General features: G+C 65.1%; 13 protein-coding genes. 8 read left to right on the forward strand and 5 right to left on the reverse strand.

Translation table 11 applies throughout. The features are described from left to right. The first annotated feature begins 99 nt into the window (after positions 1–99). From AAA989_RS12245 to AAA989_RS12270, 6 genes are all read left to right on the forward strand, one after another. Positions 100–1,479 (forward strand): class II 3-deoxy-7-phosphoheptulonate synthase, encoded by a 1,380-nt coding sequence (locus tag AAA989_RS12245; protein WP_338243952.1) that lies wholly within the window; start codon positions 100–102, stop codon positions 1,477–1,479. A gap of 102 nt (positions 1,480–1,581) precedes the next feature. After that, positions 1,582–2,844 (forward strand): ergothioneine biosynthesis protein EgtB, encoded by a 1,263-nt coding sequence (gene egtB / locus AAA989_RS12250; protein ID WP_338243954.1) that lies wholly within the window; start codon positions 1,582–1,584, stop codon positions 2,842–2,844. After that, complete coding sequence (gene egtD, locus AAA989_RS12255; protein ID WP_338243956.1) at positions 2,844–3,830, forward strand: L-histidine N(alpha)-methyltransferase; 987 nt, start codon at positions 2,844–2,846, stop codon at positions 3,828–3,830. Before egtB ends, egtD begins: the two co-directional genes overlap by 1 nt. After that, positions 3,827–4,789, forward strand: coding sequence for a DUF5996 family protein (locus AAA989_RS12260; protein WP_338243958.1), 963 nt, complete (start codon positions 3,827–3,829; stop codon positions 4,787–4,789). The genes egtD and AAA989_RS12260 overlap by 4 nt, the downstream gene beginning before the upstream one ends. 39 nt (positions 4,790–4,828) lie before the next feature. Continuing rightward, a complete protein-coding gene (locus AAA989_RS12265) occupies positions 4,829–5,503 on the forward strand; it encodes a retropepsin-like aspartic protease family protein (protein WP_338243960.1) in 675 nt (224 codons plus the stop codon). A gap of 44 nt (positions 5,504–5,547) precedes the next feature. After that, a complete protein-coding gene (locus AAA989_RS12270) occupies positions 5,548–6,915 on the forward strand; it encodes an MFS transporter (protein WP_338243962.1) in 1,368 nt (455 codons plus the stop codon). A gap of 3 nt (positions 6,916–6,918) precedes the next feature. On the opposite strand, the gene AAA989_RS12275 is transcribed toward AAA989_RS12270, so the two are convergent. After that, complete coding sequence (locus AAA989_RS12275; protein ID WP_338243964.1) at positions 6,919–7,320, reverse strand: VOC family protein; 402 nt, start codon at positions 7,318–7,320, stop codon at positions 6,919–6,921. Between the two features lie 88 nt (positions 7,321–7,408). On the opposite strand from AAA989_RS12275, the gene AAA989_RS12280 reads away from it, so the two are divergent. Beyond that, the gene (locus tag AAA989_RS12280) at positions 7,409–8,644 is read left to right on the forward strand and encodes a lipopolysaccharide biosynthesis protein (protein ID WP_338243966.1); all 1,236 of its coding nucleotides are present in this window, start codon (positions 7,409–7,411) and stop codon (positions 8,642–8,644) included. Between the two features lie 37 nt (positions 8,645–8,681). On the opposite strand, the gene AAA989_RS12285 is transcribed toward AAA989_RS12280, so the two are convergent. Then, positions 8,682–9,233, reverse strand: a complete 552-nt coding sequence (locus tag AAA989_RS12285; protein WP_338243968.1) for a nuclear transport factor 2 family protein — start codon at positions 9,231–9,233, stop codon at positions 8,682–8,684. Then, entirely contained in the window at positions 9,230–9,775 is a 546-nt protein-coding gene (locus AAA989_RS12290; protein ID WP_338243970.1) for a nuclear transport factor 2 family protein, read from the reverse strand. The genes AAA989_RS12285 and AAA989_RS12290 overlap by 4 nt, the downstream gene beginning before the upstream one ends. Before the next feature lie 373 nt (positions 9,776–10,148). On the opposite strand from AAA989_RS12290, the gene AAA989_RS12295 reads away from it, so the two are divergent. Next, positions 10,149–12,683 carry a TonB-dependent receptor gene (locus AAA989_RS12295; protein ID WP_338243972.1) on the forward strand — a complete coding sequence of 845 codons (2,535 nt, stop codon included), beginning with the start codon at positions 10,149–10,151 and terminating at the stop codon, positions 12,681–12,683. Positions 12,684–12,875: 192 nt separating this feature from the next. On the opposite strand, the gene AAA989_RS12300 is transcribed toward AAA989_RS12295, so the two are convergent. Together AAA989_RS12300 and AAA989_RS12305 are read right to left on the reverse strand one after the other, a co-directional pair. Continuing rightward, the gene (locus AAA989_RS12300; RefSeq protein WP_338243974.1) at positions 12,876–13,802 is read right to left on the reverse strand and encodes a DUF8021 domain-containing protein; all 927 of its coding nucleotides are present in this window, start codon (positions 13,800–13,802) and stop codon (positions 12,876–12,878) included. Further along, positions 13,799–14,767: a DUF8021 domain-containing protein gene (locus AAA989_RS12305; RefSeq protein WP_338243976.1), complete on the reverse strand. Its 969-nt coding sequence runs from the start codon at positions 14,765–14,767 to the stop codon at positions 13,799–13,801. The genes AAA989_RS12300 and AAA989_RS12305 overlap by 4 nt, the downstream gene beginning before the upstream one ends. Between the last annotated feature and the right edge of the window lie 58 nt (positions 14,768–14,825).

The following is a 14,825-nucleotide window of genomic DNA, read 5'->3' on the forward strand; positions in this document are numbered from 1 at the left end:
CTTTGCGCCGCGCCGGGTGGGGGAGTATGAAATGTACTTCCCCGACAATATGAGTTGACTGGCCCGGCGGGGATCGGGCGCGCTTGAACGAGATTTGACTTGGCACACGACTGGACACCCGAAAGCTGGAAGCAGGACCGCTTCACCGCGAAGCACCTGCCCCGATACGAAGATGCAGAGGCCCTGGCCGATGCAGTAGGAACGCTGTCCGGCTTTCCGCCGCTGGTGTTCGCGGGTGAAGCGCGCGAGCTGAAGAACCACCTGGCGCAGGTTGCCGCCGGTCAAGCCTTCCTGGTGCAGGGCGGCGACTGCGCGGAAAGCTTTGCCGAATTCGGCCCGAACAATATCCGCGATACCTTCCGCGTGATCCTGCAGATGGCGGCGGTGCTGACCTTCGCCAGCAAGATGCCTGTGGTGAAGGTCGGTCGCATGGCCGGCCAGTTCGCCAAGCCGCGCAGTTCCGATACCGAGACAAAGGGCGACGTGACGCTGCCGAGCTACTTCGGCGACAACGTGAACGGCATCGAGTTCAGCCCGGAATCACGCACCAACGATCCGCAGCGCATGGTGCGCGCCTATTCGCAGTCCGCGGCAACGCTGAACCTGCTTCGCGCCTTTGCCGGCGGCGGCTATGCCAACCTGCGTCAGGTTCACCAGTGGACGCTGGAATTCATGGATCGCAGCGCCTGGACCAGGGAATTCCAGCAGATCGCCGACCGCATCGGCGAATCGCTGGACTTCATGGAGGCCTGCGGCGTCGACATCGAGAACGACCCGCATCTGAAGGCGACCAGCTTCTACACCAGCCACGAGGCGCTTCTGCTGCCTTACGAGCAGGCCATGACCCGTCAGGATTCGCTGACCGGCGACTGGTACGACACCTCCGCCCACTTCCTGTGGATCGGCGACCGCACCCGCTTCATCGACAGCGCGCATGTCGAATTCCTGCGCGGGGTGAAGAACCCGATCGGCGTGAAATGCGGCCCTTCGCTGGAGCCCGACGCGCTGCTGGAGATGCTGGACGTTCTCAATCCCGCGCGCGAGCCAGGCAGGATCACGCTGATCAGCCGTTTCGGCGCGGGCAAGGTGGAAGAAGGCCTGCCGCCGCTGGTGCGCGCGGTCGCGCGCGAAGGCCAGCCGGTGGTGTGGAGCTGCGACCCGATGCACGGCAACGTCATCAAGTCCGACAGCGGATACAAGACCCGCCCGTTCGATCGCATCCTGTCCGAAGTGCGCGGCTTCTTCGCGGTTCACCGGGCCGAAGGCACCCACGCGGGCGGCATCCATGTCGAGATGACGGGGCAGGACGTGACCGAGTGCACCGGCGGGTCCGTCGCCATCACCGATGCCGGTCTGGCCGACCGTTACCACACGCACTGCGATCCGCGCCTCAATGCGGCGCAGGCGCTGGAACTGTCGTTCCTGCTCGCAGAAATGCTGAACCTGGAGCTTGGCGAGGCGCGCGAAGCCGCCGAATAATCCTTGGCTAGAGGACAGGTGGGTCGAAAGTCGGGGTTTCAATCGGAAACCCGATCGGTCATTCATGCGTAGGACGAGGACAACCGACGACGGGAGAGGGCATTGCCCCAAGCCAATACCCGCCACCATGGCGACCGGTCCACGCCTTCGCTGGCAGATCGATTCTCTGCCACCCGCCACCTGACGGAAAGCCTGCTCGAACCGCTGAGCGAGGCCGATGCCACGATCCAGTCGATGGAAGATGCCTCGCCCGCCAAGTGGCATGCGGCGCACACGACGTGGTTCTGGGAAACATTCCTGCTGCGTGACCGGCTGCCCGGTTACAAGCTCTTCGACGAGGAATGGCCGTTCCTGTTCAATTCCTATTACGAGGCCGAGGGCGCGCGCATGCTGCGCAGCCAGCGCGGCCTGGTGACGCGCCCGACCCTTGCCGAGGTTCTCGAATGGCGCGCGCACGTGAACGCGGCGATGGAGCCCCTGCTAGGCGACGAACGGCACACCGACCTGATCGAGCTTGGCGTCGCCCACGAACAGCAGCACATCGAACTGCTGCTGACCGACATCAAGCATGCCCTGTCGAAGAACCCGCTGGGCCCGGCCATGTGGCCCGGCGCACCCCGGCGCGAGGCCAGGCAGGACGACGGCTGGATTTCGCATCCCGGCGGCATCGCCCGCATCGGTCACCAGTCGGATGGATTCGCCTTCGATAACGAGGGGCCGGTGCATCGCACGCTGCTGGAACCCTTCGCCCTTTCGCGGCGGCTGGTGACCAACGGCGAGTGGGACGAGTTCATCGCCGACGGCGGCTACAGCGATCATCGGCTTTGGCTGTCGGACGCATGGGCCTGGATCGATCGCTGCAATATCACCGCGCCGCTCTACTGGCGCGACGGCCAGCACTTCACCCATTCCGGCTGGCAGGACCGCGACCCCGATGCGCCGGTGGCGCACATCTCGTATTACGAGGCCGATGCCTTCGCCAGCTGGGCTGGCGCGCGCCTGCCGACCGAATTCGAATGGGAAGCCGTGGCGCGCGGGCAGAACGAGCCGGACAGCGATCACCGGTTCGATGCCGGCGCCGGCAACCAGCTTGACGAGGCAGCAGCGCCTGCGCCCGTGGGAACCGGCGAGCTGTTCGGTGACGTATGGCAGTTCACCCGTTCCGCCTATCTGCCCTATCCGCGTTTCAAGCCGGCCGAAGGGGCGGTAGGCGAATACAACGGCAAGTTCATGTCAGGGCAGTGGGTGCTGAAAGGGGCCAGTTGTGCCACCGTTCGCGGTCATTCGCGCCCCAGCTACCGCAATTTCTTCTATCCTCAGCAGCGGTGGCAGTTCACCGGCCTGAGGCTGGCAAAGGACATCTGATGGCCGAAAACCAGGGTATCAAGCTGGTCGACCTGGACGAGGACGGCGTCAACCGCGCCTTTCGCGCTGACGTGCTGGCGGGGCTGCGCCAGGGTCAGAAGGCGCTTCCCGCGCGCTGGCTTTACGACGATGCCGGATCGCAGCTGTTCGAGGATATTACCCGGGTCGAGGAATATTATCCCACCAGGGCGGAGACGGAAATCCTTGAGAACCGGGGCGATGAATTCGCAAGGGCAGTGGGGCCGGGCCGCGCGGTCGTGGAATTCGGCTCCGGCTCCTCGGTAAAGACGCCGCTGTTGCTGCGGGCCATCGAACCGGGCGCCTACGTGCCGCTGGATATCGCGGGCGATTTCCTGCGCGCGGCCGCGGCCGAGCTTTCGGCCAAGTTTCCCGGCCTGCCGGTCTATCCGGTGGAGGCCGACTTCAACCGCCGTGTCGAGCTGCCCCCGGAAGTCGCGGACATGCCCAAGCTGGGCTTCTTTCCCGGCTCCACCATCGGCAACATGGTGCCGCGCACGGCAGTGGACCTGCTGCGATCCATGCGCGAGACGCTGGGCGACAATGCCATGCTGCTGATCGGCATGGACCTGATCAAGGATCAGAAGGTGCTGGAAGCCGCATACGACGATGCGGAAGGGGTGACGGCGGCCTTCAACATCAACCTTCTGCACCGCATCAATCGCGAGCTGGACGGTACCTTTCCCATCGAGCAGTTCCATCACGAGGCGCGCTGGAACGACACTTTCGCGCGCATCGAGATGCACCTGGTCGCCGATGCCGACGTCTCCTTCAGCGTGGCGGGCGAGGAATTCACGATGCGCCGGGGCGAGACGATCCACACCGAGAACAGCCACAAGTTCGACGCGCGCAGCTCCAACACCCTGCTGCTGGCCGGACACTGGACGCCGATTGCGCGCTGGACGGACGAAAAGGGGCGCTTCTCCGTCATTCTCGCCGAAGCGACCATTCCGCGAGCGGCGCCGTGACGCAGGACCCGGGCACCTGGCCCCGGCTGGATTACGCGGCCGAGCGCTCGACCTACGAGACCTGCCACGCGATACTGCAACTGATCGGCAAGCTGCCCACTCGCCTGCTGCCCTGGATCGCGCATGGCTGGCACGTGGCCCTGCGCATCGAGCCGCACGGCTACCGGACGCGGCCCATGCCGGCGAAAGACGGTCGTACCTTCACAGTCGAACTGGATGTCCGCGATGCCGCTATCGTGATCCGATGCAGCGACGGAGGTCATTACATCACCGGGATTGCGGGCAAGTCTGTCGCCGAGGTCCGCCGCGATCTCGGGGCTCTGCTGGCCGAGGCTCGCCTTCCGGCCCCGCTGCACGGCGGGCCGAACGAGGTGCCGGACCCCGTGCCCTTCCACCTCGACACGAAAGCGCGCGACTGGAACGACGATGTCGCCCTTCGCCTGCACCGCGCATTCGTCTGCGCGGACAGGGCATTCGCGCGATTCAGGTCGCTCTATCTGGGCAAGACTTCGCCCAGCCATCTGTTCTGGGGCAGCTTCGACCTCGCCGTCACGCGGTTTTCCGGACGCCGCGCGCCGCCGCACCCTGGCGGCTTCCCCGCGCTGCCCGATGCCGTCACCCGCGATGCCTACAGCCATGAGGTGATCAGCGCGGGCTTCTGGCCCGGTGGCAACGGCGTCGACGAAGCCGCGTTCTACACATACGCCTATCCCTCTCCCGAAGGACTGGCAAAGGAACCAATCCTGCCCGCCGCCGCCTATTGGCATGGAGATCTCGGCGAATTCGTCCTGCCCTATGCGGCAGTGGCAGGGGCCGACGATCCCGATGGCGCAGTGATGGAATTCCTGCAGTCGGGTTTCGATGCCGCCGCGCGCCTGCTCGACTGGCCCGATGGCCTGGAAGTGGACGCGGTAAGCTATGGCGTCCCGGCCCAGCAGATCGACGTGCCTCACGACTGACTGTCGCAATTGATCGCCGGCAATCCTATATCCCTCCACATGGATTTTGCCGCCATCTTCGAGCAGCTTGCCCTGACCATTCGCGAGATACCGCAATCGGGCCTGCTGATGGCGGCGGTGGGCGCGATGGCGGCGGGCGTGCTGGGTTCCGTGCTGGTAAAGCGCGTTCCACCACTGGGCCGTCTGCTGCGCTTCGGCAGCACCTTTGTCCTCATGGGCGTGCTGGTGCTGGTGGTGCTGCAACTCTCGCGGCTTGACCCGCGATTCTCCATGGCCGTGCCCGAGATCGGCTTGCCCGAACAGGTGGTGGAGGGCGGCGAAACGCGTGTCCCGCTGTCGCGCGACGGCCACTACTGGCTGGAGGCCGAGGTCAACGGCCAGCGCGTGCCGTTTCTCGTCGATACCGGCGCCACGCTGACCGCCGTCAGCGAGGAAACGGCCGAGCTTACCGGACTGGAGGCGCGCGACGGCGGCCTGCCGATCCGCCTGCAGACCGCCAACGGCACGGTCGCAGCCTACATGACCAGCATCGAGAGCCTGCGTTTCGGCAACGTCTATGCCAGCGGGCTGGATGCCGTGATCGCGCCGGGGCTGGGCAAGACCAACGTGATCGGCATGAACCTGCTTTCGCGACTGGCCAGCGTACGGATAGAGCAGGGCGAGCTGATACTGGTGCCCAACAACCCGCAACCGCCTCTGCCACCAGCCGATTGACGATCCTGCCGGTCTAGGTCACTCTCTGGATCAAGGGAGAGACAATGGCGGGTGATACGGGCGAACCCACGCGTTTCGACGTGGCGCAATTCATCGATGAGAAGCCGGTCGGAAAGCGCGAGATCGCCACTCTGGTGATCGTATCCATCGTGCTGTTCCTCGACGGGTTCGACATGTATTTTCTCGGCAAGATCCTGCCTGCCATCGCGGAAGGGCTGGGCGGCGTCTCCGAAGACATGCAGCCGGTGGTGAACTACCAGCAGATCGGCATGGCCATCGGCGCCTTCATCATGCCGCCGCTGGCCGACCGGATCGGGCGCAAGCCGGTGCTGGGTCTGTGCCTGCTGGTATTCGGTTCGCTCACCCTGTGGGCCGCCTGGTCCACCGGGTTCCAGATGCTGGCCTGGCTTCGCGGTATGGCAGGCATCTTCTTCTCCGCCATGCTGCCCATCGGCCTGGCGCTGCTTGCCGAAAGCACGCCCAAGCGGCGCCGCGCGCTGTTCATGTCGATCGCACTGGTGTGCTTTTCCGGCGGCAACCTGGGCAGCGGCATCATGGTGAACCAGTTCTTCGACGAACTGGGATGGGAAGGGTTCTTCATCGTCGGCGGCATCGTTCCGCTGCTGGCGCTGCTGCTGTTGCTGTTCATTCCCGAAAGCCTGGCCTTCCGCGTCAACCGCAACGGCACGGATCCGCGCATCGGGGAGGCCATCCGCAGGCTCGATCCGCAGGCGCAGGTGCCATTGGGCACGGTGTTCTACATGGGCGACCAGGCCGAGGTGTCGAAGTACGGCCCGCTTGCCATGTTCGGCCCGCGCTACCGGATGCAGACGATCCTGCTGTTCGCGCTCTGCTTCTTCAGCCTGGGCAACATCGCCCTACTGGCTAACTGGTTGGCCACCTTCATGTACGAGTACCAGAACCTGTCGCTGGAAACCTTCGCGCTGTACATGATCATCGGTTACTTCGGCGGAGCGTCCGGCACGCTGGTGATGGGCTGGCTGATGGACAGGGTGAATCCCTACTGGCTGATCACCGGCTATTTCATCGTCGATGCCGCCGCCATTCTTTCCATCGGCTTCATCCCGCCGCAGCTGGCCGTGGCCTTCGTCACGGCGCTGGTGGTGTGGAACTTCTGCCAGGTCGGCGGGCAGACCGGCATCAACAACCTGGCGACGCTCAGCTACCCGCCCGAAATGCGGTCGTCCGGCATCGGCTGGGCGGGCGGCTTCGGACGGCTTGGCGGCATCCTGTTCCCCGCGCTGGGCGGACTGGCGCTGGCGGCGACCTTGCCGCTGGAGATGATCCTGGGCCTGACCGCAATTCCCGCGCTGGTGATCGCGGCGCTGGTGTTTGCCCTTGGCGTGGTGAACGGCGGCGTGATCGGCGGGCGGCAGGGGGCGACAGCCTGATTCCTATTCGTCGGGCACCCTGTGGACCAGCTCGGCCTCGTGACCCTGCGGGCTGACGAATTTCGCGATTCTCAGCCTCGGTGCGACTTCGGTGACGGGCATGGTCACCTTCGCTCCCGCGGCCACGGCCTGCTCCAGAGCGGTCTCGACATCGTGGGTTATGAATCCCACCGGTCCGTGTCCTTCTCCGATCGACACGTCGCGCCCGTCCTTGAACTCCACCAGCATCATCCTCGGCCCGTCTTCGCCCTGGTCCGGGATCGCCAGGATGTGCTCCAGGAAGTCCGGCTCGTCGAAGGTGTCCTGAATCTCGAAACCCATTGCGGATCGCCAGAACTCCAGCGCCGGCGCCATCTGCGGCACGTTGAGCTTCAGAAAGGAGAGGTGGATGTAGGGGTCGGGCACGCGGCAGGCTCCTCCAGAGGCGGGGCTGGCACGCTTAGCTCCTACCTTCGCTTTTGCAATTCCTCTTCGGCTGGGGCAGGGCGATGCCATGATCCGCCGCGCATTGACGAACACGGGATGGCTGATGGGCGCGCGCGGCATCAACGCGGTGCTGTCCCTCGTCTACCTCGCGCTTGCCACCCGTTCGCTGGGGCTGGATGCGTTCGGCCAGTTCGTGATCGCCTTCACCTTCGCCCAGCTGGTGGTGGGATTTACCAGCTTCCAGACCTGGCAGGCGGTGATCCGCTGGGGACAGGACGAGGAAGGGCGGAAGGACGCGACAGGCTTTGCCCTCGCGCTGGATGCGGTGACGATCGTCGCCGGACTGGTCGCCGCGGCGGTGATCCTTGCCTTTGCCGGAGACTGGCTGCCCATCGCGCCTGAATTGCGGCTGCCCACTTTCCTGTTCACCGCGGTATCGCTGCTCTCGATCCGATCCACGCCCACCGGCCTGCTGCGCCTGCACGACAGGTACGCCCGCGCCGCCGCCGCCGATTCCACCACCAGCGTCATCCGTGCCGCCGGAGCCGCGCTAGTGGCCGCGCTCGCCCCCTCCATCCCTGCTTTCCTGCTGATCTGGGGAATCGCCGAACTGGCGACCGCGGCCATGTACTGGCACCTGGCCGCGCGCACGGAAGCGATCCATTGGCGCCGTTTCGGCCTGCTGCGCCTTCCGCGCCTGCACGAGGGAGCGTGGCCGTTCGTGATCGGCACCAGCCTGACAGGGATGCTGACCATCGCCAGCCGCCAGTTGCTGGTGCTGCTGGTGGGCGCATTCGGCGGTGCGGCCCTGGCGGGCATCTATCGCGTGGCCGCGCAGCTGGGTGAGGGCCTGCTGAAACTGGCGCAGGCCCTGCTGCGGGCCACCTATCCGGAACTGGTGCGAAACCCCGAGCACGCCCGCCGGGTCGCGTCGAGCATCACGCGCATCGCCATCGTCACCGGGCTGGCCGCCGTGGTACTGGCGGCGCTGGCAGGCGACTGGCTGATCCTTGCCATTGCGGGCGAGGATTACCTGGCGGCCTACTGGCCCATGATAATCCTGGCCGCCGCGGCCGCGCTCGAACTGGCAGGGGCCAGTCTGGAAGCGCTGCTGGTGGCGGGGGGACGAGCCATCACCAATTTCGTCCTGCGCGCGGTGCCGACGCTGGCCGGACTGGTCGCCTTGCCCTGGCTGATCGAATGGCGCGGCGCGACGGGCGCGGCGCTGGTGGTGCTGGCAGCCAGCACGGTAAGCGTTATCGGTTTCGTGATAACAACACGCGAGAAAGCCCTGAAAACTTAGGGGGCAGCTTGTTGCAGTGGCAAGGCGATGCGAACTGTCAGTCCGCTTCGCGCATTGCCCGCATCTGGGTGCGCCATTCCGCCGGAGTGGGCATGACCGGGTAGTCGACACGCCGCAGGAATTTCCAGCGGCCGTCCTCGCGAATGAGTTCGTCTTCGTATCGGCCTGCGAGCGCAGGCGTCGGTTCGCCATCGGGGCCGCGCATGATCAGCAGGTGGCGCGAGTGTGCTGTTGCCCGGTCGCCGTTTACCTCCACCTCCATGTTGCTGGTGATGTGCAGGCTCTCCCGGTTTACGTAACCGGGGTCGGGCGCGCCATAGATGCCCACCAGCATTTCCAGGATCGCATCGGGACCGCGGTAGACCAGGTCGCCGTTCACCCATTCGCCTTCCTCGGCGAACAGGGATGCGAACGCGGGAAAGTCGCGCGCGTCCTGCGCCCAGGAATAGTCGACCAGCAGCCGCCGGATGGCGAGCTCGTCCTCTGCCCGCTGGATACGCTGCTCAAGCGACAGCTGCGCGTCGTCGGCCTGCGCGGGAACCGCGGTGAGGAGCAACAGGGCCGAGATGGCCGTCAACAGGCGGATCACTGGTCCGCCTCCTGCCCGGCCACCGCCGCTTGCCATTCCTCCGCCGTGGGCATGATGTCTTCCGCCACGCGCCGCGCGATCTTCCATTCGCCTTCGTGCCGCACGAACTCGTCGTGGTAGAGGCCCGTCAGCGCGGGTGTGGGCTGCCCTTGCGGACCGCGCATGATGAAGATGTATCGCGAGGTGGAAGTCGCGCGGTCGCCATCCAGGTCGATGCGCGGGTTGCTGACGAGGTGATAGTTCTCGGCATTGGGGCTGTTCGCCGGACCCATGACGCCTGCCACCATGTCGCGTATCTCGGCCCGGCCCCGGCGACCCTGGCCATCTGGCTTCGTCCATTCTCCGTCGGGCGTGAACAGTTCGCTGTAGGCGTCGTAGTCGCGCCGATCGAGGAAGGCGGCGTATTCGACGATGACGCGCCGGATCGCCAGTTCGTCCTCGACGCGTTGCATTCGCTGTTCCAGCGCAGTCCTGCCCTCCTGCGCGCTGGCGACGGCGGGTCCGGTCGCCAGCAGCGCGGCGACCACGATCGCTCTGATCATTTCAACACTCTCCCGTCGTTTCCTCCGTCCTGTCCAGGATGGAAAACCGCAAATACCGCCCTCGAAAGCGCTGGCGGCTTGCCGAAAGTGGACGAATTTCGTGGCTACTTGTCGTTTATTTCGCCGTTCGGGGCCAGCTTCTCGGGCCGACTTTCCAGTTTTGGCAACTCAGGGGGCCAATAGGGGCAAGGCCTGCCAGCAGGACAAACTCTAAATAGGATTTACCCCTTGTTGCGGGTCCGTCGCGGGCAATTGCCGCGGAAATCTTGCGCAAGGACGGCAACGGGCGTCCATCGCCGGCAGCAGCCGGAACGATCGCGCCGCCCTCGCCAGAGAAAAATAAGCCGGGATATTCCGGATGGGGAGAGGAAATATGAGAGACCATTCAAAGATCGCCTCCGGGCGCAATCTTCGCAAGGGCCTGCTGAGCGCGACGGCTCTGGGGCTGGCCGGAATCGTCCATGCTCCGGCGCTCGCGCAGGACGCCAACGTCAACAACAACGATGCCGCGGTCACGCCCGACGACGATCAGGGGCCCGGCAACGTCATCATCGTGACCGCGCAGCTGCGCGAGCAGAACGTGCAGGACATTCCACTGTCTATCAGCGCAATCAGCGGCGACCTGCTGGAAGCGCGCAGCCAGACCAACCTGACCGAGGTATCGCAGCAGACGCCGAACCTGCTGCTGCAGCAGAACCCGTCCGGCTCGGGCAACTCGATGCGCGCCTTCATTCGCGGCGTCGGCCAGTCGGATTTCAGCCCGTCGGTCGAACCGGGCGTGGGCATCTACATCGACGACATCTACTTCGGCACTGTGACGGCATCGGCCTTCGACCTCGTCGACCTCGACCGTATCGAGGTTCTGCGCGGGCCGCAGGGCACGCTGGCGGGCATGAACTCGCAGGGTGGTGCCATCAAGCTGTATTCCCGTCTGCCGGAAGGCGATGGCGGGTATGTCGAGGCCTCGCTGGGCAACCTGGGTCGCATCGATTTCAAGGGCAGCGCCGACTTTACCGTGGTGGACGATGCCGTCTTTGCTCGTCTTACCGGCGTCTATCGCAACCGTGACGGCCATGTGACGCGTTATGATTACGCCTGCGTCAATCCTGACGATCCCGACGTGCAGGCGGGCCTCCTTCCGCGGCTCGCCACCGACGGCGACTGCGTGACGGGCGAACTCGGCAACCAGGACGTCTACGCCATTCGCGGCGCGCTGCGCATCGCCCCTGGCGGCGGCCCGCTCGAGATCAACCTGATCGGCGACTATACCAACGACCGGTCGAACATTCAGGCTTCCACCCTGATCGCCAGTGCCGAATACACCGGTCGGCAGGGACTGCCCTTGCCGTACCAGGGCGTTGAATACGATCACCGTTTCGTGACCTATGGCCAGTACCGGCCTTCGGACGCGAAGCTGAACGATCCCTATGCCACCTACGCCAACTTCTACGATCCGGGGGTGATGTACGAGGCGGCAGGCGCTCCCGTGGGCCCGCCGTCCACCGCGCCGGCAGGCGATCCGCTGGGGCCGTTCATCGTCGATCCGCAGCAGAAGCTCGAAGCCTGGGGCTTTTCGGGGACGGTCGATTATGAACTGAGCGACAACCTCGCGATCAAGTCCATCACCGGCTATCGCCAGTACGACAGCGAGAGCGGGAACGACAACGACAACTCGCCGGTCGTCTACATCCAGAGCCAGGGCCTGTTCGAGCACGAGCAGTTCAGCCAGGAAGTGCGCCTGAGCGGCGTGTTCCTCGAGGACCGGCTCAACTTCACGGTGGGCGGCATCTACTACGACGCCAGCACTCGCTATCTCGACCGGATCCACACGCCGTTCTCCGGCTTCTGCGCCGCGTCGACGCCGTGCTTCTCCTTCCTCAACGACGATACCGCCGATCTCACGGTCTGGGCCGCGTTCGGCAACGTGGCCTTCGAACTGGTCGAGGGGCTGACGCTGGAAGGCGGCGTTCGCATCACCGACGAGACGAAGGACTATACCTTCGGTCGCTTCAACCCGGATGGCGAAGGCGAATACCTGCCGCTCAGCAATCCCAACAACCCGCTCAGCGGCCTGACCGATACCTACGCGAAGACGATTGCCGACTATCGTGCAGTCATCACCTACGAGTGGTCGCCGGAAATCATGACCTATGCGCAGTTCGCGACGGGTCACAAGGGTGGCGGTATCGCGCCGCGTCCCTACGACTTCCGGCAGGTGCGGCCGTTCGGCCCGGAAAAGCTGCGCAACTACGAGGTCGGCTTCAAGACCGACCTGTTCATGAATCGCGTGCGCCTGAACGGTGCCGCGTTCTACATGGAATACATCGGCTACCAGGGCATCCCGCAGACCTGCGTGGGCGAGGACGGTCAGCAGCTTCCGCCCGATGGCGGCGGCATCCCCGGACTTTGCGGCCAGTACCTCAACGTGGGCGACGCGGAAGTGAAGGGCTTCGAGCTGGAAGCCTTTCTCGAGCCGGTCGACGACCTCAACATCGATGCGGCGCTCAGCCTCACCGATTTCGAGTTCACGTCGGTCAACTTCCCCACCACCTCGATCCAGGTCGGTTCCAGCCGCCCCGGCATCGGCGAATGGAAGTGGAGCATCGGCGCCCAGTACAGGATCGACCTTGGCGGTGCGGGCTCGCTCACGCCGCGCGCGGACCTGAATTACACGCCGGGCTATTGCGGCGATTTCGCCTGCACGCCCGAGGCGATCGTCGACAGCCGGACGCTGTTGAATGCCCGCGTCACCTACCGCACGGAAGACGAAGACTGGAGCGTGGCGCTCGAGATGACCAACGTCACCGACGAGTTCTACTACATCAACAAGTTCTTCAACGCCTTCTACGTCACCGGCCAGCCGGGTCGGCCGCGCGAATACGCCGTGACCGTAAGGCGCAACTTCTGATCAGGGCGCGCGCCGGGGGGGACGGTAACGCCCGCCCCGGCCCGCCGGGTCGCACAAAAAAGAACCCGCAGGCCTTTCGCGAGGTCTGCGGGTTCTTCCTTTTCCGGCCTTTGCACCAAGGGGAGGAGGCACGGAAAAAATCGGGATGGTGTAAGTCTTGTCAGCCCGTTCCTTCAGCTTTTGGCGGCGGGATCAGGGCCATGGCGTCGGCATGTAATAGGGCAGGAAGGTTGCCACCCCTTCGGACTGGACCACGACGTCGCCCTCGATCTCCACGAGTTCGGCCACCAGCCGGCTCATGGGGAAGGGCCTCTCCAGCGTCGCGGTATGCCCGCCTGCGGTGCGGAAGGTGGTTTCGGCTGCCGGAATGTCCTGCACGCTGATCGCCAGGACCAGGCCTCGCTCGGTGTCGACGACGGGGAAGCGCCGGTCCCTGATCCGGTTGACGGGCGCAAACAGACCGGCCTCGAAAACCGATGCGCAATCCTCGTCATCCGGATCGACATCCAGCTCGGCAGAGGTGATCTGCACGCCGTTCTCGATCATCGCGCAGTCCGGCGCGAACTCGGCCAGCAGGGCGCCGTTGTTGCGCTGCTTGGTGGCGAGATAGGAATTGGCGAGATCGACCAGCCGCTCGCGCGATCGACGTTCGGCGGACCCAACAGGCTGCATCATCTCTGGCGAAAGGGCGAATTCGGTCGGCTCGCCGAACACCATCGGCCACGGCGAGCGGGCGGCGATCACCTCGATTTCCTCGATCCGGCCCTGGGGTGCCTTCAGGCGGACGGCTCCGAAGGACGGCTCGTCATGGTCCCAGATGGTGCCGAACCACACGACCTGCCCGTTCTCGGGATCGGCGAGGGCGAAGGCCTTCTGGCCCTCCTCCCCGGTATTCTCGCCCGCCGATCCCCACCAGGAATCGCCGATCATCAGCGAGACATTGTTCTCGGTGAACAGCACCGGGTCGGCCCAGGGCAGGCGGCGATATTCCTGATCGCCGATGGCGGCGAGGGTCTCGTCCGCGAGATCGAGCAGGCACGCCTCATCGCAGCTCTGCGCGGCGGCAGGGCTGGTCGCGAGCGCGGCCGCGAGGGCGAGGGTGGAAGCCAGGCGCATCATTCGTCTCCCTCCGCCCACGGCGAATGCATCCCGTAGGGCACGTAATCGAACACGGCCTCGATGGTGTGGATCTTCCCGTCGACGATCTTGAAGGCTTCCATGATCGTCAGCGAGTTGGGCCATTTGAGAAGCGTTTCCATGGTACGCCCGTCGGTGAGTTCGTATTCGTCGAAATAGTTCGCGTGGTCGAAGAAGTTCATGCCCACGATGATCCCGCGTTCCTCGTCGATCAGCGGATAGCGGCGTTCGCGCAGCTGCTTGTTGATGCGGTAGATACCGAGGCGGAACTGCTCCTCGCAGCCTTCGGCCACGGACGCAGAACTGTTCGACCCCTCTACCGCGCTGGTGGTGCTGATACCGTTTTCCAGCCGCGAGCACTCCTCGTGGAACGGGGCGAAAACGGTTCCGTCATTGTATTCGACGGTGTTGAAATAGGAGTCCGCAAGAGCCCGCAATCGCGAGCGCGGCGGCCTTTCGTCGACCGGCATGATTTCCTGCCAGACGGGGCTGTGCGGCTCCTCGCCCGATCCGAAGATCAGCGGCATGCCGACGCGCCGCGTCACCACCGTTTCCACCTCGTCGATCTCGCGGTCGCGGTTGACGTGCAGGCGGATGGCGAGAAACACCAGATGATCGTGCTCGTAGGCATGGCCGAACCAGGCGACGTTTCCGGTGAGCGGATCGGCGGGCATCATGCCGACCGCCGGATCGGCGGCGCTCACCGTCGCCCACAGTCCGTGGCCGATGGGCATTTCCACGCTGTTCTCGGTGAATTTCACGTCCTCGGCAAAGGGAGCCTGGGAAGGGTTCTGCGCGGCCAGCGCCGTGACATAGGACGTGACGGCGGATTCGAGGCATGCCCTGTCGCAGTCGTCGCGCGGCAGTGCGGTCTCCTCCCCGTACGATTGCGCCGCAGCAGGTACGGCAAGCGCCAGGCCCAGGGCGGCGGTTACGCCACGCAGCATCAGTTCTCTCCCATTGTGCATGACCAAGCTGGCAGCGCGCGGCGGCCAAGTCATTGCC

It is taken from the genome of Aurantiacibacter hainanensis, assembly GCF_036321025.1.
Taxonomy (GTDB): Bacteria; Pseudomonadota; Alphaproteobacteria; order Sphingomonadales; family Sphingomonadaceae; genus Alteraurantiacibacter; species Alteraurantiacibacter hainanensis.